The organism is Methylosarcina fibrata AML-C10 (genome assembly GCF_000372865.1).
In the GTDB taxonomy this organism is placed as follows: domain Bacteria; phylum Pseudomonadota; class Gammaproteobacteria; order Methylococcales; family Methylomonadaceae; genus Methylosarcina; species Methylosarcina fibrata.
The window spans coordinates 3,958,516-3,981,104 of record NZ_KB889965.1 but is presented as its reverse complement, the minus strand read 5'-3'; the positions used below and the strand labels follow the sequence as shown (position 1 = coordinate 3,981,104).

The following is a 22,589-nucleotide window of genomic DNA, read 5'->3' as shown; positions in this document are numbered from 1 at the left end:
GTGTAATTTATGCTTACCATCGCCGTCTCCAAGGGCAGAATTTACGAAGAAGCCCTGCCTTTCCTGGCCGATGCCGGCATCATGCCCGTCGACGATCCGAAAACCTGCCGCAAGCTGATTCTGCAAACCACGCGGGAAGACGTCCAGTTGGTCATTATCCGGGCCACCGACGTGCCCACGTTCGTCGAATACGGCGCCGCCGATCTCGGCATCGCCGGCAAGGACGTCCTGCTGGAACACGGCGCCGAAAGTCTGTACGAACCGCTGGACCTGAACATCGCCTGCTGCCGACTGATGACCGCCGTGCCCAAGGACGCTCCGCCGCCCCAGGGCCGGCTGCGGGTGGCGACCAAATACGTCAAGACCGCCCAGCGTTATTTTGCCGACCGGGGCATCCAGGCCGAGATCATCAAGCTGTACGGATCGATGGAGCTGGCGCCTCTGGTAGGACTCGCCGACTGCATCGTCGACCTGGTCGACACCGGCAATACATTGCGGGCCAACAATCTGGAACCGCGCGACCTGATCATGAACGTCAGCTCCCGGCTGGTCGTCAATAAAGCCGCGATGAAAATGAAGAACCAGGCGATTGCAACCCTGCTGGAGCAATTCGAAACCACTTTAGCGCAAAGGTAACGCCATGACCGAACTACGCATGACCCGCCTCGATGCGGCGGCACCCGATTTCGACCGGCAACTGGAGCAGTTGCTCGCCTGGAACGAATCCGAGGATCTCGACGTCCATCGCCGGGTGATCGACATCCTTGCCGATATCCGCAGCCGCGGCGACCAGGCTCTGGTCGAGTACACCAATCGCTTCGACCGGCGCCAAATCACCCAGGCCGGCGAACTGGAAATGCCGAAGGCCGTGCTGAAACAGGCGTGGGACGGCCTGCCGCAGGATCAGGCCAAGGCCCTGCAAACCGCGGCGGACCGCATCCGGGCCTACGCGGAACATCAGAAAATGGCCTCCTGGGAGTTTACCGAGGCGGACGGCACCGTCCTGGGGCAGAAAATCACGCCGCTGGACCGGGTCGGTCTCTACGTCCCCGGCGGCAAGGCCGCCTATCCGTCTTCCGTGCTGATGAACGCCATCCCCGCCAAGGTCGCGGGCGTCGCCGAACTGATCATGGTGGTGCCGACGCCCGGGGGAGAAGCCAATTCCATGGTGCTCGCGGCCGCCTGGCTGGCGGGCGTCGACCGGGTGTTTACCGTGGGTGGCGCTCAGGCCGTGGCCGCGCTGGCCTACGGCACCGGGACCATCCCTCCCGTCGCCAAAATTGTCGGCCCCGGCAACATTTACGTGGCGACTGCCAAAAAACTGGTGTTCGGACAAGTCGGCATCGACATGATCGCCGGCCCTTCCGAAATTTTAATTATCTGCGACGGCAAAACCGATCCCGACTGGATCGCCATGGACCTGTTCTCGCAGGCGGAACACGACGAAAACGCCCAGGCCATTCTGATCAGCGACGATCCGGGCTTTCTGGATGCGGTCGAGGCGAGCATCCGACGGTTGCTGCCGACGATGGAGCGCGCCGACATCATCCGCGCCTCACTGACGGAACGCGGCGCCCTGATCCGGGTCGACCATCTGCTTGTCGCGGCCTCGGTCGCCAACCGGATTGCTCCGGAACATCTGGAACTCTCGGTGGCGGAGCCGGAAGCCCTGAGCCGGCACATTCGCCACGCCGGTGCGATCTTCATGGGGCGTTACACCGCCGAGGCTCTTGGCGATTACTGCGCCGGTCCCAATCACGTGCTGCCGACGTCCGGAACCGCGCGTTTCTCGTCGCCCCTTGGAGTTTACGATTTTCAAAAACGGACCAGTCTCATCAACTGCTCGCCGGCGGGCGCCAGAACCCTGGGCCGGGCCGCTTCGATCCTGGCCCGGGGCGAACAATTGACCGCGCATGCCCGCTCGGCCGAATACCGGACCGAATAAAGGAAAGATCAAGGCGGCGGCAGGCCGACGGTTTTCCATCGGCCGCCCCGACGCATTCCCATCCCACCGATTTAAAATAAACCATGACGCAAACCGATCCCGTTTCCTCAGTATTTCGCCAGGAAGTGCTGGCTCTGTCCGCCTATAAAGTGGCCAATGCTCACGGCTTGATCAAGCTGGATGCGATGGAGAATCCCTACAGTTGGCCGGAAGACGTTAAAAAAAGCTGGCTGGCGACCCTCGCCGAGTGCCAGCTCAACCGTTATCCCGATCCGGAAGCGGCGGAGCTGGCCGCAACGCTCCGGTCCGTGTATCGGATACCGGCCGAATCGGCTCTGCTCCTCGGCAACGGCTCGGACGAACTGATCCAGTTGCTGCTGATGGCGCTGCCACCGAACGCCGGCGTGCTGTCGCCGGATCCGGGCTTCGTCATGTACCGGCAGATCAGCCGCTGTCTGGGCCTGAACTACATCGGCGTGCCCCTGCAGCCGGACAGCTTCGAACTGGACCTGCCGGCACTGCTGTCCGCCGTCGAACGGCATCGGCCTTCGATCATTTTTCTGGCCTACCCGAACAATCCCACCGGCAATTTGTTCAACGCCGCCTCGATCGACGAGATCATCCGCAGCGCGCCCGGTCTGGTCGTCATCGACGAAGCCTACGAGCCGTTCGCAGGAGCCAGTTTTCTTCCGGAAGCAGGGCGCCGGCACAATCTTCTGGTCATGCGCACGGTATCGAAACTGGGGCTGGCAGGCCTCAGGCTGGGCTACATGGCCGGCCATCCGGACTGGATCGAACAGCTCAACAAAATCCGCCTGCCGTATAACATCAACATTCTTACCCAGGCCAGCGCCCGGTTCGCGCTGACCCATAAAGCGCTGTTCGACGAGCAAACACAGAAGATCTGCGCCGAAAGAAAGATCGTTTTCGATCGGCTGAAGCAACTGGACGGCATCACGCCCTACCCCAGCGCCGCGAATTTCATCCTGTTCAGGACGCAGCCCGGTCGGGCCGACGGCATTTTCGCCTCGCTGCTGCGCCAGGGCGTGCTCATCAAGAATCTCAATCCGCAAGGCGGAGCACTGACCGACTGCTTGAGGGTGACCGTAGGCAAGCCCGAAGAAAATGCCCGGTTCCTGTCGGCGTTGACAAAAACCCTGAGCGCATGAAGCACCGTTGCGTTCGGTCCGGTTCGCAATAATCCCTTACAAGTTCATGACTTTAGGCCTCAGCCGACAGGCATACGCCACTGAAACAATTCCGGCTCCTGAAGGCGCACCTAAACAATTCAATTCAAGCTCTTCAAATTCACTAGGTTCTAGTGGTATATTTGCCCGAAAATTAAGCGCACTTAATAATGGCAAAGACCAAACCAGGAGAATTCTCTAATGAATAAAGAAGGCGTCGATAAGTCCAAACGCCAGTTTTTAACCTCGGCCTTGACCGTGGTTGGCGCAGTGGGAACCGGCTATCTGGCCGTTCCTTTTCTTGCTCAGATGCAGCCCAGCGTAAAAACCATGGCTGCCGGAGCGCCGGTGGAAGTTGACATCAGCAAAATGGAATCCGGCCAGTTGCTCCGCGTTGCCTGGCGCGGCAAACCCGTCTGGATCCTGAACAGGACGCCCGAAGTGCTTGCGACGTTACAAACCCTGGACAGCGAACTTCGGGATCCTCTATCCGAAGAATCCATTCAGCCTTCTTACACTAAAAATCCTGTCCGCTCGATCAAACCGGAAATTTTCGTGGCGATCGGCATCTGTACTCATCTGGGCTGCTCGCCGACTTTCCGTCCGGAAATCGCTCCGGCCGATTTGGGCGACAAATGGAAAGGCGGCTTTTTCTGTCCCTGCCACGGCTCCTGGTTCGATCTGGCAGGGCGGGTCTACCGCGGCGTTCCCGCCCCGACCAATCTGGAAATTCCTCCTTACCGTTACGTGACCGATACCTTGCTGGTCATCGGCGAATCCACCAATGAGGCAAGCGCATGAAACCGTCCCGTTTAACTTCGTTCGGCAACTGGATTTTAGAAAGGTTTCCTCTGGCTAAAGTCTGGAATGAGCACATGACGCATTATTATGCGCCAAAAAACTTCAACTTCTGGTACTACTTCGGCTCATTGGCCCTGCTGGTTTTAGTTATCCAGATACTCACCGGAATCATGTTAACCATCAACTACAAGCCCGATGCCAAATTGGCCTTCGATTCGGTCGAGTACATCATGCGCGACGTCAACTGGGGCTGGCTGGTGCGCTACATGCATTCGACCGGCGCTTCGGCCTTTTTTATCGTGGTTTATCTGCACATGTTCAGGGCTCTGCTGTACGGCTCGTTCAAACATCCGCGCGAACTGATCTGGATTTTCGGCATGTTTCTGTTCGTTGCGTTGATGGCCGAGGCCTTCATGGGTTACCTGCTGCCCTGGGGCCAGATGTCCTATTGGGGCGCGCAGGTGATCATCTCGCTGTTCAGCGCGATACCGGTCATTGGCGATGACTTATCCTTGTGGATCAGAGGAGATTATGTCGTCTCCGATGCCACTCTGAACCGGTTTTTTGCGTTTCACGTCATCGCAGTGCCTCTGGTCCTGGTGATGCTGGTGTTCCTGCATATCGTCGCTCTGCACGAAGTGGGTTCCAACAATCCCGACGGCATCGAAATCAAGAAACTCAAAGACGCCAAGGGGATTCCGTTCGACGGCATTCCTTTCCATCCTTATTACACGGTAAAGGATATTGTCGGCGTGGCGGTGTTTTTAATCTTTTTCTCGACGATCATTTTCTACATGCCGGAATTGGGCGGCTACTTTCTCGAGCACGCCAATTTCATCCCGGCCGATCCGATGAAAACGCCCGAGCATATCGCGCCGGTCTGGTACTTTACACCGTTCTATGCGATATTGCGGGCTATTCCCGATAAATTCGCCGGCGTCATTGCGATGGGCGGCTCCATTTTCGTCCTGTTTCTGCTGCCCTGGCTGGACCGCGGCCCGGTCAAATCAATCCGTTACCGGGGGGGCATTTATAAAAAGGGCTTGTTCCTTTTCGTCGTCAGCTTCCTCATCCTGGGTTATCTCGGCACGCAGCCCCCTACTCCGGTTGCAACGATTGTCGCAAGAATCTGCACCTCGATCTATTTCGGCTTTTTCCTGCTGATGCCCATCTATACCCGCTGGGAAAAGACCAAACCCGTACCGAAGCGCACGACGAAAACACCCAGTCTCGAATACCGTTTGGCGGAACTGAAGACGCTCCTGGATGAAGCCACCATACAAGTGCCGGCAACCGCTTCGTCCGGGCCCGGATCGGCCACCTTGAGAAGACGGCCCAATCCCAAAGGCATCGTCAAGATCATCACTCGATTTGCAAAAAACCTGAAAGCGAGCCTCGATTGACATGAAAAAATTTATTACATTGATAATTACTTTAACTCTGTCTTTCGGGGCGGCCGCTACAGAAGGCATCAAGCTGCAACACGCCAGCATCGACATAACCGACAACGAGTCGCTGCTGCGCGGAGCGCATCATTTCGTCAAATACTGCCTGGGCTGTCATTCGATCAAGTACATGCGCTACAAGCGAATCGCTCAGGATCTGGACATCGATGAAAAGAAGTTCCTGAAGGAGATCGCGCCGGAAGGGGCCAGCATCTACGACCAGATGCACACCGCCATGAATGCGCACGATTCGACCAAATGGTTCGGCACGCAGCCTCCGGATTTGTCGCTGATTGCGCGTTCACGCGGCGCCGACTGGCTTTACAGCTACTTGAAGGGATTTTATCTCGAACCCAAAGCTCCGCTAGGCGTCAATAACGTCGTGTTTCCGGACGTCGGCATGCCGAACGTACTCTGGCAGCTCCAGGGCCAGCAGGAATCGGTCGTGAAGATGGTCGAAGGGAAACAGGTGGTCGAACAGCTCATTCTGAAAGAACCCGGCACGCTTTCGCCCAAGGAGTTCAATGCCTGGGTCAACGACCTGGTCAACTTCCTTGTCTACGTCGGGGAGCCCGTGCAACTGGAACGGCAAAGCATGGGCAAATACGTGCTGTTTTTCCTGTTCATGCTTTTGACCATTGCTTATTTGCTGAAAAAGGAATACTGGAAGGATGTCCTTTAACCCTGCCCGACGACCCGGCCGGCCCGTAACGAGCGGGCTGGGTTTGGGCTACAGCGCCCCATCAAAAAAACGCCTCATACATGATACAATGGCGAAATTTACCGTTCTATCTGTTCAAAGAGGTTGTTATTCGTGGCCAATGTTATTACCCGTAAATCCGTGATGACGCTATTTTCTTCTCCAACCTGTGCGATGAGCCACTCGGCCCGCTTTGTATTACACGAGAAAGCGGTCGTTGCCGATGTTGAATATTATGACCCGGCCAACCCGCCCGAAGATCTGCTTGAACTGAATCCTACGGGCGTTTCCCCGACCCTGATAGAACGGGATCTGGTATTGTACGACTCCCGGATCATTATGGAATATCTGGACGAACGCTTCCCGCACCCGCCGCTGCATCAGATGGATCCGGTTTCCAGAGCCAACGCCCGGATGGTGATCAAACGAATCGATCAGGACTGGTATCAGTTGCTCGACGAGATATTGTTTTCAGGCGAAAAAAAATCGGCCCGTGCCAAAAAAATGCTCAAGGAAAGCCTTCTTTCGGCCGCCCCCGTTTTTGCCGCCCGGCCGTTCTTCATGAGCGACGAATTTTCCCTGATCGACTGCGCGCTGGCGCCGCTCTTATGGCGTCTGCCCAGCATCGGCATCGACGTATCGACGCCCAACGAGGTCATCACCAATTATGCGCAGCGTATTTTCAGAAGGCCGGCATTCAAGCGCAGCCTGAGCGATGCCGAGAAAGACATGGGTGTGCTGCCCAAATGACGCCGCTTAAACCGTATCTGATCCGTTCGTTGTACGAGTGGATTGTCGACAACCGTTTGACCCCTCATCTCCTGGTCAACGCCGAGGACAACAACGCCGTTTTGCCGCTCCAGTTTGCGGAAAACGGCAAGATTATCCTGAATATCAGGCCCGAAGCCGTCGACGCCCTGTCCCTGGGCAACGAGGCGATCGAATTCAATGCCCGTTTCAGCGGCAAGGCGATGCATCTGGTCGTCCCCGTGCCTGCGGTGCTGGCCATTTACGCCAAGGAAAACGGCAAGGGCATGATTTTCGATCCTGAAGACGACTCGGGTCCCGAAGGCGATTCCACGCCGAAAAAACCTTCCGAGAAACCCAATTTACGCATTGTAAAGTAGCATCCTTCCGGATCACCGCACGATCGGAAGGATCAGCACGTGCTCATTTCTTATCCGGCGAATACAAGGGAGCCACCTTGTCGCAACGTTCCGCTCCGTCCTTGCCGAGCGCGACTATTTTAGCCGTTCCCCGTTTTTTAACCTGGTCGATCCGAACCACGCGGTGCATAGGAATAAAGCAGCGATCGACGCCGGCAAATTCGTGCCTCAGTTTTTCTTCCGTCGGATCGACCACAATCGTGCTTTTTTCGCCAAAGATAAAGTCCTCGATCACGACAAATCCGTACCAGTCGCCCTGATAGACGTTCCCGACATAGACTTCGTAGACCTGTTCCTGATTAACGAAAACAACTTTATAGATATGTTTTTCCGACATGCGAACTATTCTGTGATTGAAGTGTAATGGATTGATATCCATTGGCGAGGCCGATCAGCGCTCGATCGGCCAGGTAAAAGCCGGCTTCCTATGGGACAGGATACCCCTGAAACGGCCGACTCCCTGGCGATATGGGGTGCGGGGACAAAAAACAAAAGGGGGGTGCGCGCCGCTTGCCCGGGCAAAGTCAGCCGCGGACCACAAAATCGGTCGCCCGGGCCTGAAGATCCACAAGCCCGTCCGAGCCCGTGCCGACGTGCACGGCATGACTGCGCCGGATGATTTCCGCCAGGCCTTCCACCAGCGGATAATCGGCAAGATCGGCGACGTCGATCCAGCGGGCTTCGCTGGCATCGCTTTGGGCCACCGGCAGGACCGTCGGCTGGTCCATGAGCTGAGCCAGAAAATCGATGATGACATAATGAAAATTTTCGACTCGTCTTTCGACGACCGCCATGATTTGTCTTACTTCCGTAATCAGGCCGGTTTCCTCGAGGATTTCCCGGCGGCAGGCTTCCGCCATCGACTCTCCCGCCTCCTGCTTGCCGCCGGGAACGGACCAAAATCCTTGCGCGGGCGGCTTGTCCCGCTTGATCAGCAGAACCTGGTTGCGGCTGTTGAAGACGATGCCGCCGATGCCGATGGCCGGCTCGGGAACCGAATGGGCTTCATTGTGGTGCATATCTTACTCGACTGAAGAACTTTTTATTATCACCGGAGGCTTTAAGTTGTATATTACTCTCCACAGAAATCAAGAGACCGGATCTTACGCGGCCTTTCGCTCATCCTTCAGGAACTTGTCCGTCGTTATTTTCGTTGAGGTGAAATAAATGAATAATAAGAAGCCATTCATTGCAGCGACTCTGATGTTTTCGTGTTTGTGGGGAATGCCGGCTTTTGCAGCCGATGCCGGAGCCGGCGAACAAAAATCGGCCGTTTGCGCCGGCTGCCATGGACAGGGCGGCAAAAGCAGCAATCCGCAATGGCCCAGCCTGGCCAAGCAACAGCCGGCTTATATTGTAAATCAACTGGAAGCGTTTAAATCGGAAACTCGTAAAAACCCGATGATGCAGGGAATGGCCGCCAATTTGAGCCGCGAGGACATGGACAACCTTGCCGCCTATTATTCCGCTCAGCCCGCGGCCAAAGCCGGCGGCAACCAGGAACTGGCCAAGGAGGGCGAGAAAAAATCCGCCATCTGCATGGGCTGCCACGGGCAAAAGGGGGCAGGCAACGGCCAGTTTCCAAGGCTGGCCGGCCAGCATCCGGATTACCTGATCGCACAACTGAAGAACTTCAAGTCGGGCGAGCGGAAAAGCGGCCCCATGCAGGCGGTGGCCGGCAATCTTTCCGAAGAAGACATGAAGGCGCTGGCGGCCTTTTTCGGCTCTCAGTAACAAAAAAAGGAGAATGCCGCCGTCCTCGGCTTGACGGCGCAAAGGCGCGTCAGGAAAAGAGCCGGGCCATGCATGGATCTGGTTTCGACCTGCTTTAAACCGAAATACCGAACTGTTATGAATTGGGAAGCCCTGTCCAGACAAATCGAATCGGCTACCGGCCGGCCTTTCAAGGTCGTGGCGGCGCAAGCGCTCGCCGGAGGCGACATCAATTCCTCGTACCGGCTCCAGGGGAACGACGCCGCTTATTTCGTCAAACTCAACCATGCCAGTACGTTGCCGATGTTCGAGGCCGAATGCCTGGGCCTCCAGGAAATTGCCGGCACGCAAACGGTCATGGTTCCGGCGCCCGTCGCTTTCGGCGCCTCCGAAGAGCACGCCTTTCTGGTGCTCGAGCATCTGGAATTCGGCCCGTCGAGCCAATCCTCCTGCCGCCTGCTGGGCCGGCAACTGGCTCAAATGCACCGCCAGACCCGCTCTTACTTCGGCTGGAGCCGGGACAATACCATCGGCAGCACGCCGCAGATCAACAGTCCCCAGGACGACTGGCCTTCGTTCTGGCGCGACAACCGCCTGGCCTTTCAGTTGAAACTGGCTCATCAAAACGGCTATCGGGGACGCCTGCAGCTCAACGGCGAGCGCCTGTGCTCGCAATTGGCTTGTTTCTTTGATCGTTATCGGCCGGAGCCTTCGCTGTTGCACGGGGACTTATGGGCAGGCAACAGCGCGGTCGACAAGTCGGGACGTCCGGTCGTTTACGATCCCGCCTGCTATTACGGCGACCGCGAGACCGATTTGGCCATGACCGAATTATTCGGCGGCTACAGCCAGGATTTTTATGCGGCCTACCGGGAAGCCTGGCCGCTGGATCCGGATTACAAAACCCGGAAAACCCTTTATAACCTCTACCATATCCTGAACCATCTGAACCTGTTCGGCGGCGGCTATCTGAGGCAGGCGGAAAACATGATCGACCAGTTGCTGTCCGAATTATAACGGCGCGTCCGGAAGCTCCGCCATTCCGGTTTTTCTGAAAATCAACAGCCGATTGTTGGCGGGCATGGCAACGTCGTCGATCAGCGTCAACCCGCTTTGCCACGCCAGCCGTGCGACTGCTTCAAAGTCCCGGATGCCGCTGGCCGGATCGTTCTCCTTGAGCCATCGGTCGAAGCGCGCATTGCTGTCGCTGGTATAAGCTCCCCGGTAATTGAACGGGCCGTAAATGCACACCGGCGCGCTCTGAATCAAACGCGTCGACAGCCCTTGGAAGAACAGCCCGACCTTTTCCCAGCTCATGATGTGCAGAGTGTTCGCGGTAAACACTGCCTCGATGGTCCGGCAGGGCCATTCGGAGTCGGCCACGTTCAGGCTCAGCGGCGGACGGATGTTGGCCAATTGCGCTTCTTCCAGCCAGAGGCGCATGCCCGGAAGCCGCTCTTCCAGATCGGTCGGCTGCCATTGAATGTGAGGCAGGCTACGGGCAAAATGACAGGCGTGCTGTCCGGTGCCGCTGCCGATCTCCCAAACCGTCGCCGGCCGGTCGAATACGGTGTGAATGACTTGCAGGATCGGATCCTTATTGTTTTCGCAAGCTTGTGAAAACGGTTTGCCGAGCTTCATTGGCGAATCTCCGCCGGTTGATGATATTCTATGAATTTCGTATTCCGCAGATTGAACGGTAACGTTTTGACCTATGGATGTAAAACTGATCGATAGCCTTTCCCGGATCGACGCGTCGGCCTGGAACCGTCTGGCCGGGGAACGTTATCCTTTCCTGCGCCATGAGTTTCTATCGGCGCTCGAGGACAGCGGCTCGGTCTCCGAACAAACCGGTTGGATCGCCAGGCATATGCTGGTTTTCGACGGAGACCGGCTGACCGCCTTGATGCCGTTGTATCTGAAATACCATTCCGCCGGCGAATTTGTCTTCGATCAGCCGTGGGCGGAAGCTTATCAGCGGCATGGTTTTTCCTATTATCCCAAGTGGCTGACGGCGATTCCCTTTACCCCCTGCCAGGGTCCCCGACTCGCGTGCGACGGCTTTCGTTCGGAAGCGGATTTGCTCCCGTTGCTGTTGAACGCGCTCAAGGATCATCCGGAAACCCATGCCGTCTCCTCGTGGCACTGTCTGTTTCCGAGCGCGGCCCAGGCGGCCGGGCTTGAAGCCTCCGGCCTTCTGCTCCGCGAAGACGTGCAGTTTCACTGGTTTAATGAAAACTACCGCGATTTCGAGGATTTTGTCCAGAATTGCACTTCCGGCAAGCGCAAGATGATCCGCCGGGAACGCCGGAAAGTCAAGGAGGCCGGCATCGAATTGATCCGCCTCGCCGGCAGCAACATCGGCGAGGCCGAATGGCGGGCATTTTTCCGGTTCTATCAGATGACCTACCTGAAAAAAGGCATGCGCCCTTATTTGAATCTCGACTTTTTTCTGAAATGCGCGGCAACGATGGGCGACAGAATGCTGATGGTGCTGGCCGTCAAAGAAAAATCCCATGTCGGCGCCGCGCTCAGCTTCATCGGCGCCGATACCTTGTACGGCCGCTATTGGGGCTGCCTGGAAGAATTCGCTTTTCTGCATTTTGAAGCCTGCTATTATCAGGGCCTGGAATATTGCATCGAGCAGGGCCTGCAACGCTTCGATTCCGGCGCTCAGGGAGAGCACAAGATCGCACGCGGGTTTACGCCGGTCGCTACCTGCTCTGCGCACTGGATTAAAGACCCCGGTTTTGCCAAAGCCATCGAACATTTTTTAGCGCGGGAGAGAAAAGCCGTGCATAATTACCGGCAGGAAGCGGCAAGCCATTTGCCATTTAAACATAAAATGCCGAGCCCGGATTGAAAATGGACAGAAAAATAAGCCGGGCCAACCCGGCTCCCCGGCGGAGCCGTCTCTGATGACAAAAAGAGGTGAAACCATGTCTGAATACAGAAGATATCAATGCACTGTTTGCGGCCACATCTATGACGAGAAAGACGGTGACCCGGATACCGGCATTGCCCCCGGAACGCGTTGGGAAGATGTGCCGGAAGACTGGCGCTGCCCCGAATGCGGCACGGTAAAAAGCGATTACGAATTAATCGATTAATCCCCGGTTCAGGCGAAACATATGCATGTGGTCATTATCGGCTCCGGCGTCGCCGGGGTTACTTTTGCCGAAAAATATCGCGCGCTGGCGGCCGATTCCGACATTACGCTGGTCACCCGCGAAACCGACGGCTATTATTCCCGGCCGCTGCTGTCGCGGGGATTCAGCAAGAACGACATCGAGCAATCCATCATCCTGAAGCCCTTCGAAGCGCTGCGCGGCAATCGTATCGACGTGCTCTGCGGCGCCGAGATCACCGCGATTCACCGCAGCGACCGGACTATCGAATGGAAAGACGCCGGCCGGCAGACGCCGCTGTCTTACGACAAGCTGATTATCGCCCAGGGGTCGGCCGCCTTCATTCCGCCGCCGCTCCGGCCTTACCGGCCGCTGTTTTTTTGTCTGAACAGCCTGGCCGATTTGAAAGTCTTGAGAACGTTCCGCCAGGGTTTTCTGGACCGGAACCGCCGTCCGCACTGGGCCATCGTCGGCGGCGGCCTGATCGGGTGCGAAGTAGCCTCGGATCTGGCCGTGTCCGGAGACCCGGTGACTTTGTTCCACGTCATGGACCGCCTGATGGAGCGCCAACTGGAAGCCGAGGATTCTCAGCGCCTGCTGGAGATCCTGACGGCATCGGGCGTCGAAGTGTTGCTGAACCAGTCCGCGCAAAGCCTCGCCCGCGACGGCGACAAAATCAGCCTGACGAACACGGACGGTGCCGCCGCCGAATTCGACGGCGTGATCGTGGCCTGCGGCTTCAAGCCGCGCACGGAAATGGCGCAACAGGCAGGACTTGACGTGGGCCGAGGCATCAAGGTGGATGAAAGATTGCAGACCGGCGATCCCGATATTTTCGCACTGGGCGACCTGGCCGAACTGCCGAACGGCAAACTGTACGCCTATATCCTGCCGATACGGAGCCAGGCCCAGTGGCTGGCCGGCCGTCTGGCCGGCCGGGAAGACTCGAACTGGACTCCGCCGGCCTTCACCACCAAAGCCAAGGTTCATGGATTCGAAGCCGTGCATCCCTATCATCTTTGATTACCGTTGGCTGCGGCTGGATGAATCGCCGAGCTGCCTGAGCCCATGACCCGGCACCGTTTCTCCGACGCGGAGCGCGCCGCGGTCTACCGGGCCATTTACGAGCGGCGCGACATGCGCCATTTCCTGCCCGATCCGGTCGATCCCGAACAGTTGAGACGTTTGCTCGAGGCCGCGCACCGTGCGCCCAGCGTCGGCTTCATGCAGCCCTGGCGGTTCATCCGCATCACCTGCGCCGACCTGCGCCGGCGGATTCATGCGCTGGTCGAGAAGGAACGCCGGCGCACGGCCAAAGCCCTGGGCGAGCGCGAAGACGAATTCATGAAATTGAAGGTCGAAGGCTTGAGCGAATGCGCGGTGGTGCTCGTGGCCGCCTTGGCCGACGGACGAGAGAAGGCCGTGTTCGGGCGCCGTACGCTGCCGGAAATGGATCTTGCATCCTTGGCCTGCGCCATCCAGAACATGTGGCTGGCCGCGCGGGCGGAAGGATTGGGCCTGGGCTGGGTGTCTCTGTTCGATCCGGAAGAATTGAAGACTTTGCTGGCGATGCCGGCCGGCAGCCATCCTGCGGCCATTTTGTGCCTCGGCCACGTCGCCCGATTTTACGACCGGCCGATGCTGGAACAGGAACGTTGGGCCGAACGCAAGGAGCTTGATGCCCTGCTGTTCGAGAATGACTGGAATACCCCGTGCCGCTAGCGTTCGACATTACGCCGTTGCCGGAGGACCTGGCTCCGGCTCTCCAGGCCAAAATCGATCAGAAAACCAAACCGCTGGGCGCCTTGGGCCAACTGGAAGCGCTGGCGCTGCAAATCGGTCTGATTCTGAACAGCCTGACGCCTTCATTGAATAATCCGCACATTATCGTGTTCGCGGGCGATCACGGCATCGCCGACTCGGGCGTCAGCGCCTATCCCCAGTCGGTGACGGCGCAGATGGTCGCCAATTTTCTGGCGGGGGGCGCCGCGATCAACGTCTTTGCTCGCCAGCACGGCATCGCCTTGCGGATCGTCGATGCCGGAGTAAACGCGGATTTGGGCTCTTGCTCCGGCCTGATCGACGCCAAGGTCGGCCGAGGCACCCGGAATTTTTTAACACAGCCGGCCATGACCTCGGATCAATGCCTCGCCGCCGTGCAGACAGGCGCCGAACAGGTTCTGAGTCTCTACCGGACCGGCTGCAACTGCGTCGGTTTCGGCGAAATGGGCATCGGCAATACCTCGTCGGCCGCCCTGTTGATGCACTGTCTGACCGGTCTGCCGCTGGAACAGTGCACAGGACGCGGCACCGGGCTTTCGGACGGGCAATTCAAGCACAAGCTCGAGGTATTGCGCCAGGCCGTCCGGCGCCATCCCGACGTCTCCGGCCCTTTCGAGGCCCTGGCGACTTTCGGCGGATTTGAAATCGCGATGATGACGGGCGCTTTTCTAAAAGCCGCCGAGTTGAAGATGGTGATTCCGGTGGACGGTTTCATCGCCTGCAGCGCCCTGCTCGTCGCTGCCGGACTGTATCCGGACGTGCTCGACTACTGCATCTTCAGCCATGTCTCCTGCGAGCAGGGCCATCGCGCTTTGCTGGATCATTTTGGGGCTCGGCCTTTGCTCAACCTCGACCTGCGCCTGGGCGAAGGCTCGGGCATCGCTCTGGCGTTCCCCTTGCTGCGATCGGCTACCGGCTTTCTGAACGAGATGGCCACGTTCGCAGAGGCCGGCGTCGATTCCCGCACATTGGGGCAAACTTCACTACCATGAGCTGCTGGAAAAAAGGGAACGGCAGAATCTCAGTTAATTTTTTATTAAAGTATCCGGGATACTCTACTGGAAATATTTGCGAATCATTTTTTACGATATGACCGAAAACGCTTAATGAAAAGACTTCTCTTGTTGATGATGCTGATCTGGCGTCAGCAGTTAAAACTTTACTTGATCGCCGCCCTGGCCGGAGCCGTCATCGGCATACTCGTGCTCGCCCCGAGCTACGATTACATCAACGCACGTGAACAGGACGCCGATGCGCTGTCCTCGATCGAATACATGCTGAGCCAGGTCAAGGACCTGCTGATGGGACGGATTTCCCAGAACAATTTGCTGCTGATCATCTTCTATGCCGAAATCGGGGCGATGATCGGCGTGTTGTCGCTCGGGCTCTACAAGGTCATCCATCACCGCTTCATGCCGATCGACCGCCTGAAGTCGGAACTGGACAAGGACCTGCCGTCGATCATTCGGCAGGGCGAAGGTCCCTATCTGGAATTCAAATCGACGTTTCGCTGGGATCTGGCCGAATCGCGCATCAACCGCGCCCTCGAGGGCGTGGTCCTGAAGACCCTGGCGGGTTTTCTGAACAGCCATGTCGGAGGCACGCTGCTGATCGGTGTCGCCGACAACGGCGAGATCCTGGGTCTGGAAAAAGACTATCAGACGCTGAAACGGCCCGATCAGGACGGCTTCGAGCAGGCCTTGATGACCTCCATTTCCAGCAATCTGGGCGCCGATCTCTGTTCTTTCGTCCATGTGCTGTTCCACGTGATCGACCGCAAGGACGTGTGCCGGCTGATCGTTTCGCCGTCGCGCCGGCCCGTATTTCTCGACCAGGGCAACGGTCCCAAATTCTACGTACGAACCGGAGGCGCCACCCGCGACCTGAACATTCAGGAAGCGCTGGATTATGTCCCGGGCCGGTGGAAACGGCTCAAATAAATTCGCCGACGATGCCTCATCCGAAACTGTTTTTCCTGGCGCTGGGTTACTATACGCGCCTGCCGTGTCCTCCGGCCCCGGATTATCGAAGGCTGCCGGAAGCCTCGGTTTTTCTTCCCGCAATCGGCTGGCTGGTCGGCGGACTTTCGGCCGCGGCCTTTGCTCTGGCCGACCTCGTCTGGCCGCAAACGGTCGCGGTCCTTGCCGCTCTGATCGCCGGCATTTTACTCACCGGCGCTTTTCACGAGGACGGCTTCGCCGACGTCTGCGACGGCTTCGGCGGCGGCTACGGCAAGCAGCGCATTCTGGCAATCATGAAGGATTCGGCGATCGGCGTTTACGGCACGCTGGGGATTCTGTTGCTGCTTCTGCTGAAAATCAGCCTGCTCGGCTCGATGCCGTCCGCCGCCGTTCCGTCGATTTTATTGGCGGGGCACAGCCTCAGCCGGCTGATGCCGTTGCTGCTGATGCACCGTTACCGCTATGCCCGCGAAGAAACCAGCAAAGGCGGCGCCGCGGCCTATCGCCCGGCACTTTCCGATCTCGTTTTCGCGTCCGGCCTCGCACTGATCCCTTTCGCCTGGCTGCCGGCAGCCAGCCTCGCGGCCGTTCCGCCGGTGTTGATCGCCGCCTTGTGGCTCGGCCGGTATTGCCACCGCCACATCGGCGGCTATACCGGCGATTGCCTCGGCGCCTGCCAGCAGGTCGCAGAATCCGTGTTTTATCTCAGCATCAGCGCCTTATGGACATTTATCTGATACGGCATACCCGCACCGCGGCCGAATCCGGACTTTGCTACGGGCAGACCGACATGGCGCTGGCGGAGAGTTTTGCCGAAGACGCCCGGCAACTTTCGGCGAAATTGCCGGAAATCGCTTCGGACTGGCCCGTTTTCAGCAGTCCGCTGAGCCGCTGCCGGCAACTGGCCGTAGCCCTGTCGGACGACGTGACGCTCGACGACCGTCTGCTGGAACTGAACTTCGGCGATTGGGAAGGGCGCCGGTTCGACGACGTCGAGCCCGACCGGCTGCGCTACTGGACCGAGCATTTTGTCGAAGTCGGGCCGCCGGGCGGCGAAAGCTTTACCGATCTGTACCGGCGCACCGGCAGCTTCTGGCAGGAGCTTCTGGCCCGGCCCTACGAGCGGGTCGTGATCGTCACCCACGCCGGCGCGATCCGGGCCTTGCTGGCACGGGTGCTGACCCTGCCTTTGGCTAATGCCTTTCAACTGCGCATCAATCCGGGCTCGGTGCACAAATTGCAACATCAGTCCGATTACACTCATATCGACTATTTAAACCGATGAAGAAACCCTTGGCCGTTTTCGGCACCGGTTCGGACGCCGGAAAAACCACGCTGGTCATGGCCCTGTGCCGGCTTTTCGCCGACCGGGGGCTGAAAGTGGCCCCGTTCAAGGCGCAAAACGTATCGAACAATTCCGGAGTCACCGTCGAAGGCGGCGAGATTTCGAGAGCGCAGTGCCTGCAGGCGGAAGCCGCCCGGCTCGAGCCCAGCCATCTGTTCAACCCGATATTGCTGAAGTCGCACGGCGAGGGCTCGGTGCAGGTCATCGTCAACGGCCAGGTCCATCAGAACCAGTCGATCGCCGATTATTACCGGCGGATCGGATTGCTCGAAGCGCAGGTTAAAATCGCGTTTTCCCGCCTGCTGCAAGACTACGATCTGGTCGTCGCCGAAGGCGCGGGCTCGCCGGTCGAGCTGAATCTGCTGCACAAGGATCTGTCGAATACTTTCATTGCCAAGACGTACGATACTCGGAACATTCTGGTCGCCGACATCGAACGCGGCGGCGTATTTGCCTCGATCTACGGCACGCTGGCCTTGATGGAGCCCGGCATACGGGCGAATACGATCGGCGTCATCGTCAATAAATTCCGGGGCGACCGCCGCTTTTTCGAGGACGGGGAAAAAATCATCCGGGAGCGCTTCGGCGTGCCGGTACTGGGCGTCGTGCCCTATCGGCCGCTCAACATCGACATGGAAGACTCCCAGTCGCTCTGCAATTACCGGCAGCGCCTCGGCCGCGCGTTGATCCGCGTGGCCGTGATCGCTTATCCGGGGCTCAGCAATTACAACGATCTCGACGTGCTGATGAGCGATGCCGAGCTGCGCATCGAGCTGATCGACGGCTACCATCCTCTGGAGGGCTTCGACATGGTCCTCCTGCCCGGCAGCAAAACGGTTATCCGCGATCTCCGCTGGCTGAAGCAAAACGGTCTGTTCGACGCGATACGACAATTCGGCAAGCCTGTGTTCGGGCTGTGCGGCGGCTACCAAATGCTCTGCCAAACCCTGCACGATCCGGACGCCGTCGAGCATGACACGCCGGGCAGCGAGGCCGGTCTGGGCCTGATCGACGACACGGTGGTGTACCGGACTCCGAAAATTCTGGCGCGCGGAAAATATTCGCTGTTTTCCGGCCTGACCATTCCCGGTTATGAAATTCACTGTGGACGGCTGGAAAAATACCCTCTGTTTTACCAGCGGGGCCGCATCGCCGGCACGCACGTCCATGGCGTGTTCGACGACGACGCCTTTCGCGGCGAGTATTTCGGGAGCCTCCATCCCGAGTACCGGGGCTATGCCTATAAAGCGTACCGGGAAGCGGAAATCGACCGGTTCACCGCGATGGTCGAAGCCCACGTCGACGTCGCCCGCATTCTGGAGGCGTTGTGAAGACCTTGTTTACCGGCGGCATCAAAAGCGGCAAGTCGCGTCTGGCGGAAGCCTACATTCTGGAAAACGCCGGAGAGAACAAGCCGTATTATCTGGCGACGACCGAGTTCATCGACGACGAAATGAGGGAACGGATCCGGGTCCATCGGGAACGGCGCCGGGACCGGTTCGTCACCGTCGAGGAGCCGCTTCGGCTGTTTGCCGCGATCGAGCGTTGCCCCGGCCCGGTCCTGGTCGAATGCGTCTCGATGTGGCTGAACAACCGGCTGTATCACGAGTCCTCCGACGCCGAGATTCTGCAGGAGCTGAACGCGGTGATGCATCTGCCGTGCCCGATGGTGCTGGTGCACAACGACGTCGGGCTCGGCATCATTCCCGACAATCCGTTGGCCCGGCGCTTCGTCGATTTATCCGGCAAGGCTGCGCAACTGATGGGCCGTTATTGCGACCGGGTGTTCTTTTGCAGCGCCGGCTGCAAAATCGCGATGAAATAAATCAACCGGCTTTAAAATCCTTTGAAAGCCCGCCTGGTACGGAGTTTGATCGCTCTTGAGAACTTCTTCCGGCTCGTTCAGCAGCGCATCGGACAGAACATGGCAATCGATGCCGAGCGTGCGGCACAACTGCAAAATGGCCTCATCCCGTTGCCGGCTGAACGGCGTATAATCCCGATTCAAAAAACGGCAGCGATCTTTGATTGGATTACAGCCTGCCGAACGACTTCTTCCGGCAAGCCGTGCCGGATGGTGAGCTCCGCTCCCCGCGCCTGAAGTTGCTCCCGCAGATCTTGAAGACTTTGCAGCATGAACTGCAATCCGGGCGCACTTTGATAGGGATAAGGCTCGATCTGGCGAGGATCAAAGATGAAGCAGGGAACGACCTGACCGGACGCTCTGAGCGCTTCGTTCAAGGCCGTATTGTCGTAAAGCCGCAGATCCCGGCGGAAAATAAAGAGCGAAACAGGATATTTTTGCAACGGCGGGACTCTCAGGATAGGGAAAAATCTTTTTCATTCAGGCCAAAAATCAGATGGCGGCAGGCTCTGTTTATTGGGACAGAGGCCGTCATTCGGGTTAGAATAATAGGTTAGATCGATTACGTAAATCCATTGATCCTGTCTACAGTAATTAGCAAGAGAGATATCGAATGACTGAGATAAAAGAAGTACCGAGTCCTTTTTGCGGAATCGGCACCGACGATCTGGCGGTCCGGATCGACGGCCGGACGGTGAAAGTGACGGCCAACGGTTGCGCAGTGAATACGCCCGCATTCGAACAGCCCATTACCGATATCAGCCCCCGTGCCGGCGGCAAGGAAGTCAGTCTGGAAGCGGCGGCGCAAAAAGCCGCGGCCCTGCTGAAAAATACCAGGCTGCCGGTGATCGGCGGCTGCGCGACCGACGTCAACGGCATGCGGGCCTTGCTGGCGCTGGCGGACCGCTGCGGAGCCGTGGTCGACAACATGAATTTCTCGGCCGCCCGCAACAATCTTCTGGTAGTGCAGGATTCGGGCTGGATGAACACTACGCTGGCCGAAGTCAAAAACCGCTGCGATCTTCTATTGGTCGTCGGCACCGATCCGGAAGCGTTCGCGCCGCGTTTTTTCGAGCGCCACCTGTGGAATTCCGAAGCGATGTTTCTCGACGACACCGCAGGCCGGCAGGTGATTTATCTGGGCAAGTCGCCTTCCGGCAATGCGTCGACTTCGCCGAAAGGCCAGGCTCCGAAAGTCCTGAGCTGCAATGATGCGGACCTTCCGGAAGTCACCTCGGTCCTTCGGGCCCTGGTCAAAGGCCGTCCCGTTCAGGCGGAATCGGTTGCAGGCATCGCGGTCTCCGAGTTGAAGACGATTGCCGAGCAATTGAAGGCCGCGCGCTACAGCGTCGTAACCTGGGCGGCGGGAGCCTTGGCGTTCCGCCAGGCCGAACTGACCGTTCAGACGCTGTCGGAGATGATCAAGGAACTCAACGACATGAATACCCGCTGCTCCGGATTGCCTCTGGGCGGCAAGGAAGGCGACCAGACCGCGAACCAGGTTTGCGGCTGGACTACCGGTTATCCCGCGCGCCTCCGTTTTTCGCGCGGCTATCCCGAATACGACCCTTTCCTGAACGACGCCAACGAGCTGATCGCCGGCGGCGAGGCCGATGCGCTGGTCTGGGTGCAGGCGTTCAACGCCCAAGCCGTCCCCCCGACCGACCATCTGCCGACGATCGTGATCGGCCGCTCCGGCATGACCTTTGCCAAAGAACCCGACGTCTTCATTCCGGTGGGCACCCCCGGCATCGATCATGCCGGACACGCCTACCGGATGGACAACGTCGTGGCGATACGTCTGAAAAAATTGCGCGACTCGGGCCTGCCCAGCACGGCCGACGCGCTCCATGCGATTGAACACGCTTTATGCGAGGCAACTCAATGCTGATCAAACTCACTGGCGGAACCATCTATGATCCTGCCGCCGGGATCGAGGGAAAAAAACAAGACATTTACATTCAGGACGGGCGCATCGTCAAGAAGCCCGCGAAGGACGTCCCGATCGACCGGGAATACGATCTGAAAGGCAAGGTGGTCATGTCCGGCGCGATCGACATGCACACGCACATCGGCGGCGGCAAGGGCACCATCGCCCGGACGATGCTGCCCGAAGACCACCGTCAGGACCCGATCGCCCGCACCGAATGCACAAGATCCGGCTGCGGCCACGCGATGCCGAGCACCTTCGTGACCGGCTACCGCTACGCCGAAATGGGCTACACGGCCGGCTTCGAACCGGCGGTGCTGCCGGTCAACGCGCGCCAGGCACACATGGAAATGGCGGACATCCCGATTCTGGACAAAGGCGGCTACGTCATGCTCGGCAGCGACGATTACCTCTTGCGCCTGCTGACCGCCAGGAAAGATCAGAAAGCCGTCAACGACTATGTCGCCTGGACGATGCAGGCCGCCAAAGCGATCGGCATCAAGGTCGTGAATCCCGGCGGCATCAGCGCGTTCAAGTTCAATCAACGCAAGCTTGATCTGGACGAGCAAAACAGCCATTACGGCGTGACCCCGAGGCAGATTCTGCAAACGCTGGCGACCGCGGTCAAGGAGCTCGGCGTGCCGCATCCTTTGCACGTGCACGGCTGCAACCTCGGAGTGCCCGGCAACATGGAAACGACGCTGAACACGATCGAAGGGATCGGCGGCCTGCCGATGCACCTGACGCACATCCAGTTCCATAGCTACGGCACCGAAGGCGACTTCAAATTTTCCTCCGGCGCGGCAAAGATCGCCGAAGCGGTGAACAAGCACAAGAACATCACGATCGACGTCGGTCAGATCCTGTTCGGGCAGACCGTCACGGCGTCCGGCGACAACATGCGTCAGCACGCGAATCACAAGTTCGCGAATCCGAACAAGTGGGTCACGATGGACATCGAGTGCGACGCCGGCTGCGGCGTCGTGCCGTTCAAATACCGCGACCAGAACTTCGTCAACGCGCTGCAATGGGCGATCGGCCTCGAAACCTTTTTGCTCGTCGACGATCCATGGCGCATCTTTCTGACCACCGACCATCCGAACGGCGCGCCGTTCACCAGCTACCCGCACCTGATCCGCCTGTTGATGGACAAGTCGTTCCGTAACGACATGCTGGCGACGATTCATCCCGAAGCGCAGAAAATGACGACGCTGGCCTCGATCGACCGCGAATACACAATGCAGGAAATCGCGATCATGACCCGCGCCGGCGCGGCCCGGTTGATCGGACTGCACGATCGCGGCGGACTCAGCCCCGGCAACTGGGCCGACGTCACGGTCTACACCGACAATGCCGACCGGGAAAAGATGTTCGAAAAGCCCGATTACGTATTCAAGGATGGCGATCTGGTTGTCCAAGACGGCAAGGTGATCGCTACGAAGTGGGGAACCACTCACGTGGTCAAGCCCGATTTCGACCCGTCGGTCGAGAAGGGCCTGAAGGACTATTTCGACCGCTATCTGACGATGAAGCTCGGCAATTTCAAGATCAGCGACGACGAAATCACCGAAGACGGGCGAGGCAGTATTAGCGCGCATCCGTTGAAAGAACGTGTTTAGGGC

The 22,589-nt window shown here is 58.4% G+C and carries 25 protein-coding genes and 1 pseudogene; 22 read left to right on the top strand and 4 right to left on the bottom strand.

Annotation, left to right across the window (positions count from 1 at the left end):
* Positions 1-9 precede the first annotated feature (9 nt).
* The 8 genes from hisG (at position 10) to A3OW_RS0118650 (ending at position 7,205) form a co-directional block, all read left to right on the top strand.
* Positions 10-636 (top strand): ATP phosphoribosyltransferase, encoded by a 627-nt coding sequence (gene hisG, locus A3OW_RS0118685; protein ID WP_020564987.1) that lies wholly within the window; start codon positions 10-12, stop codon positions 634-636.
* 4 nt (positions 637-640) lie between these two features.
* Positions 641-1,945, top strand: coding sequence for a histidinol dehydrogenase (gene hisD / locus A3OW_RS0118680; protein ID WP_020564986.1), 1,305 nt, complete (start codon positions 641-643; stop codon positions 1,943-1,945).
* A gap of 83 nt (positions 1,946-2,028) precedes the next feature.
* Entirely contained in the window at positions 2,029-3,114 is a 1,086-nt protein-coding gene (hisC, locus tag A3OW_RS0118675) for a histidinol-phosphate transaminase (protein ID WP_020564985.1), read from the top strand.
* 219 nt (positions 3,115-3,333) lie between these two features.
* Entirely contained in the window at positions 3,334-3,933 is a 600-nt protein-coding gene (petA, locus tag A3OW_RS0118670; protein WP_020564984.1) for a ubiquinol-cytochrome c reductase iron-sulfur subunit, read from the top strand.
* Positions 3,930-5,336, top strand: coding sequence for a cytochrome b (locus A3OW_RS0118665; protein ID WP_020564983.1), 1,407 nt, complete (start codon positions 3,930-3,932; stop codon positions 5,334-5,336). Before petA ends, A3OW_RS0118665 begins: the two co-directional genes overlap by 4 nt.
* A gap of 1 nt (position 5,337) precedes the next feature.
* A complete protein-coding gene (locus A3OW_RS0118660) occupies positions 5,338-6,060 on the top strand; it encodes a cytochrome c1 (RefSeq protein WP_020564982.1) in 723 nt (240 codons plus the stop codon).
* 192 nt (positions 6,061-6,252) lie between these two features.
* A complete protein-coding gene (locus tag A3OW_RS0118655) occupies positions 6,253-6,828 on the top strand; it encodes a glutathione S-transferase N-terminal domain-containing protein (protein WP_020564981.1) in 576 nt (191 codons plus the stop codon).
* Complete coding sequence (locus A3OW_RS0118650; RefSeq protein WP_020564980.1) at positions 6,825-7,205, top strand: ClpXP protease specificity-enhancing factor; 381 nt, start codon at positions 6,825-6,827, stop codon at positions 7,203-7,205. The genes A3OW_RS0118655 and A3OW_RS0118650 overlap by 4 nt, the downstream gene beginning before the upstream one ends.
* 43 nt (positions 7,206-7,248) lie before the next feature.
* On the opposite strand, the gene A3OW_RS0118645 is transcribed toward A3OW_RS0118650, so the two are convergent.
* Entirely contained in the window at positions 7,249-7,581 is a 333-nt protein-coding gene (locus tag A3OW_RS0118645) for a DUF1820 family protein (RefSeq protein ID WP_020564979.1), read from the bottom strand.
* A 187-nt stretch (positions 7,582-7,768) separates the two neighbouring features.
* Positions 7,769-8,263 (bottom strand): NUDIX hydrolase, encoded by a 495-nt coding sequence (locus A3OW_RS0118640; RefSeq protein WP_020564978.1) that lies wholly within the window; start codon positions 8,261-8,263, stop codon positions 7,769-7,771.
* A 148-nt stretch (positions 8,264-8,411) separates the two neighbouring features.
* On the opposite strand from A3OW_RS0118640, the gene A3OW_RS0118635 reads away from it, so the two are divergent.
* Together A3OW_RS0118635 and A3OW_RS0118630 are read left to right on the top strand one after the other, a co-directional pair.
* Positions 8,412-8,978: a c-type cytochrome gene (locus A3OW_RS0118635; protein WP_020564977.1), complete on the top strand. Its 567-nt coding sequence runs from the start codon at positions 8,412-8,414 to the stop codon at positions 8,976-8,978.
* Between the two features lie 117 nt (positions 8,979-9,095).
* Positions 9,096-9,974: a fructosamine kinase family protein gene (locus A3OW_RS0118630; RefSeq protein WP_026223722.1), complete on the top strand. Its 879-nt coding sequence runs from the start codon at positions 9,096-9,098 to the stop codon at positions 9,972-9,974.
* On the opposite strand, the gene A3OW_RS0118625 is transcribed toward A3OW_RS0118630, so the two are convergent.
* Positions 9,969-10,598 carry a DUF938 domain-containing protein gene (locus A3OW_RS0118625; protein ID WP_020564975.1) on the bottom strand — a complete coding sequence of 210 codons (630 nt, stop codon included), beginning with the start codon at positions 10,596-10,598 and terminating at the stop codon, positions 9,969-9,971. The genes A3OW_RS0118630 and A3OW_RS0118625 overlap by 6 nt on opposite strands.
* A gap of 73 nt (positions 10,599-10,671) precedes the next feature.
* On the opposite strand from A3OW_RS0118625, the gene A3OW_RS0118620 reads away from it, so the two are divergent.
* From A3OW_RS0118620 to A3OW_RS0118575, 10 genes are all read left to right on the top strand, one after another.
* Positions 10,672-11,820, top strand: a complete 1,149-nt coding sequence (locus tag A3OW_RS0118620) for a GNAT family N-acetyltransferase (RefSeq protein WP_020564974.1) — start codon at positions 10,672-10,674, stop codon at positions 11,818-11,820.
* A 76-nt stretch (positions 11,821-11,896) separates the two neighbouring features.
* Positions 11,897-12,067 (top strand): rubredoxin, encoded by a 171-nt coding sequence (locus A3OW_RS0118615; protein WP_020564973.1) that lies wholly within the window; start codon positions 11,897-11,899, stop codon positions 12,065-12,067.
* Positions 12,068-12,088: 21 nt separating this feature from the next.
* Positions 12,089-13,108: an NAD(P)/FAD-dependent oxidoreductase gene (locus tag A3OW_RS0118610; RefSeq protein WP_020564972.1), complete on the top strand. Its 1,020-nt coding sequence runs from the start codon at positions 12,089-12,091 to the stop codon at positions 13,106-13,108.
* A gap of 45 nt (positions 13,109-13,153) precedes the next feature.
* On the top strand, positions 13,154-13,807 hold the full coding sequence (gene bluB / locus A3OW_RS0118605; protein WP_020564971.1) for a 5,6-dimethylbenzimidazole synthase: 654 nt from the start codon (positions 13,154-13,156) through the stop codon (positions 13,805-13,807).
* Positions 13,798-14,859, top strand: coding sequence for a nicotinate-nucleotide--dimethylbenzimidazole phosphoribosyltransferase (cobT, locus tag A3OW_RS0118600; protein WP_020564970.1), 1,062 nt, complete (start codon positions 13,798-13,800; stop codon positions 14,857-14,859). The genes bluB and cobT overlap by 10 nt, the downstream gene beginning before the upstream one ends.
* A gap of 114 nt (positions 14,860-14,973) precedes the next feature.
* Positions 14,974-15,807 carry an AlbA family DNA-binding domain-containing protein gene (locus A3OW_RS0118595; RefSeq protein WP_020564969.1) on the top strand — a complete coding sequence of 278 codons (834 nt, stop codon included), beginning with the start codon at positions 14,974-14,976 and terminating at the stop codon, positions 15,805-15,807.
* 11 nt (positions 15,808-15,818) lie between these two features.
* On the top strand, positions 15,819-16,565 hold the full coding sequence (gene cobS / locus A3OW_RS0118590) for an adenosylcobinamide-GDP ribazoletransferase (protein WP_026223720.1): 747 nt from the start codon (positions 15,819-15,821) through the stop codon (positions 16,563-16,565).
* Complete coding sequence (gene cobC, locus A3OW_RS0118585; RefSeq protein WP_020564967.1) at positions 16,550-17,113, top strand: alpha-ribazole phosphatase; 564 nt, start codon at positions 16,550-16,552, stop codon at positions 17,111-17,113. Before cobS ends, cobC begins: the two co-directional genes overlap by 16 nt.
* On the top strand, positions 17,110-18,504 hold the full coding sequence (locus tag A3OW_RS0118580; protein WP_020564966.1) for a cobyric acid synthase: 1,395 nt from the start codon (positions 17,110-17,112) through the stop codon (positions 18,502-18,504). Before cobC ends, A3OW_RS0118580 begins: the two co-directional genes overlap by 4 nt.
* Complete coding sequence (locus A3OW_RS0118575; protein ID WP_020564965.1) at positions 18,501-18,998, top strand: bifunctional adenosylcobinamide kinase/adenosylcobinamide-phosphate guanylyltransferase; 498 nt, start codon at positions 18,501-18,503, stop codon at positions 18,996-18,998. The genes A3OW_RS0118580 and A3OW_RS0118575 overlap by 4 nt, the downstream gene beginning before the upstream one ends.
* Here the strand turns inward: A3OW_RS0118575 and A3OW_RS27340 are convergent.
* Positions 18,912-19,414, bottom strand: a pseudogene (locus tag A3OW_RS27340) (deoxyribodipyrimidine photo-lyase). The gene A3OW_RS0118575 and the pseudogene A3OW_RS27340 sit on opposite strands and share 87 nt — an antisense overlap.
* Before the next feature lie 236 nt (positions 19,415-19,650).
* Here A3OW_RS27340 and A3OW_RS0118565 point away from each other — a divergent pair.
* Positions 19,651-20,928: a formylmethanofuran dehydrogenase subunit B gene (locus A3OW_RS0118565; protein WP_020564963.1), complete on the top strand. Its 1,278-nt coding sequence runs from the start codon at positions 19,651-19,653 to the stop codon at positions 20,926-20,928.
* Complete coding sequence (locus tag A3OW_RS0118560; protein WP_020564962.1) at positions 20,922-22,586, top strand: formylmethanofuran dehydrogenase subunit A; 1,665 nt, start codon at positions 20,922-20,924, stop codon at positions 22,584-22,586. The genes A3OW_RS0118565 and A3OW_RS0118560 overlap by 7 nt, the downstream gene beginning before the upstream one ends.
* Positions 22,587-22,589 lie beyond the last annotated feature (3 nt).

Excerpts from the sequence above, each read along its gene's own strand:
- hisG (WP_020564987.1), top strand. The coding sequence starts at position 10 with ATGCTTACCATCGCCGTCTCCAAGGGCAGAATTTACGAAGAAGCCCTG.
- hisD (WP_020564986.1), top strand. The coding sequence starts at position 641 with ATGACCGAACTACGCATGACCCGCCTCGATGCGGCGGCACCCGATTTC.
- hisC (WP_020564985.1), top strand. The coding sequence starts at position 2,029 with ATGACGCAAACCGATCCCGTTTCCTCAGTATTTCGCCAGGAAGTGCTG.
- petA (WP_020564984.1), top strand. The coding sequence starts at position 3,334 with ATGAATAAAGAAGGCGTCGATAAGTCCAAACGCCAGTTTTTAACCTCG.
- A3OW_RS0118665 (WP_020564983.1), top strand. The coding sequence starts at position 3,930 with ATGAAACCGTCCCGTTTAACTTCGTTCGGCAACTGGATTTTAGAAAGG.
- A3OW_RS0118660 (WP_020564982.1), top strand. The coding sequence starts at position 5,338 with ATGAAAAAATTTATTACATTGATAATTACTTTAACTCTGTCTTTCGGG.
- A3OW_RS0118655 (WP_020564981.1), top strand. The coding sequence starts at position 6,253 with ATGAGCCACTCGGCCCGCTTTGTATTACACGAGAAAGCGGTCGTTGCC.
- A3OW_RS0118650 (WP_020564980.1), top strand. The coding sequence starts at position 6,825 with ATGACGCCGCTTAAACCGTATCTGATCCGTTCGTTGTACGAGTGGATT.
- A3OW_RS0118645 (WP_020564979.1), bottom strand. The coding sequence starts at position 7,581 with ATGTCGGAAAAACATATCTATAAAGTTGTTTTCGTTAATCAGGAACAG.
- A3OW_RS0118640 (WP_020564978.1), bottom strand. The coding sequence starts at position 8,263 with ATGCACCACAATGAAGCCCATTCGGTTCCCGAGCCGGCCATCGGCATC.
- A3OW_RS0118635 (WP_020564977.1), top strand. The coding sequence starts at position 8,412 with ATGAATAATAAGAAGCCATTCATTGCAGCGACTCTGATGTTTTCGTGT.
- A3OW_RS0118630 (WP_026223722.1), top strand. The coding sequence starts at position 9,096 with ATGAATTGGGAAGCCCTGTCCAGACAAATCGAATCGGCTACCGGCCGG.
- A3OW_RS0118625 (WP_020564975.1), bottom strand. The coding sequence starts at position 10,598 with ATGAAGCTCGGCAAACCGTTTTCACAAGCTTGCGAAAACAATAAGGAT.
- A3OW_RS0118620 (WP_020564974.1), top strand. The coding sequence starts at position 10,672 with ATGGATGTAAAACTGATCGATAGCCTTTCCCGGATCGACGCGTCGGCC.
- A3OW_RS0118615 (WP_020564973.1), top strand. The coding sequence starts at position 11,897 with ATGTCTGAATACAGAAGATATCAATGCACTGTTTGCGGCCACATCTAT.
- A3OW_RS0118610 (WP_020564972.1), top strand. The coding sequence starts at position 12,089 with ATGCATGTGGTCATTATCGGCTCCGGCGTCGCCGGGGTTACTTTTGCC.
- bluB (WP_020564971.1), top strand. The coding sequence starts at position 13,154 with ATGACCCGGCACCGTTTCTCCGACGCGGAGCGCGCCGCGGTCTACCGG.
- A3OW_RS0118595 (WP_020564969.1), top strand. The coding sequence starts at position 14,974 with ATGAAAAGACTTCTCTTGTTGATGATGCTGATCTGGCGTCAGCAGTTA.
- cobS (WP_026223720.1), top strand. The coding sequence starts at position 15,819 with ATGCCTCATCCGAAACTGTTTTTCCTGGCGCTGGGTTACTATACGCGC.
- cobC (WP_020564967.1), top strand. The coding sequence starts at position 16,550 with ATGGACATTTATCTGATACGGCATACCCGCACCGCGGCCGAATCCGGA.
- A3OW_RS0118580 (WP_020564966.1), top strand. The coding sequence starts at position 17,110 with ATGAAGAAACCCTTGGCCGTTTTCGGCACCGGTTCGGACGCCGGAAAA.
- A3OW_RS0118565 (WP_020564963.1), top strand. The coding sequence starts at position 19,651 with ATGACTGAGATAAAAGAAGTACCGAGTCCTTTTTGCGGAATCGGCACC.
- A3OW_RS0118560 (WP_020564962.1), top strand. The coding sequence starts at position 20,922 with ATGCTGATCAAACTCACTGGCGGAACCATCTATGATCCTGCCGCCGGG.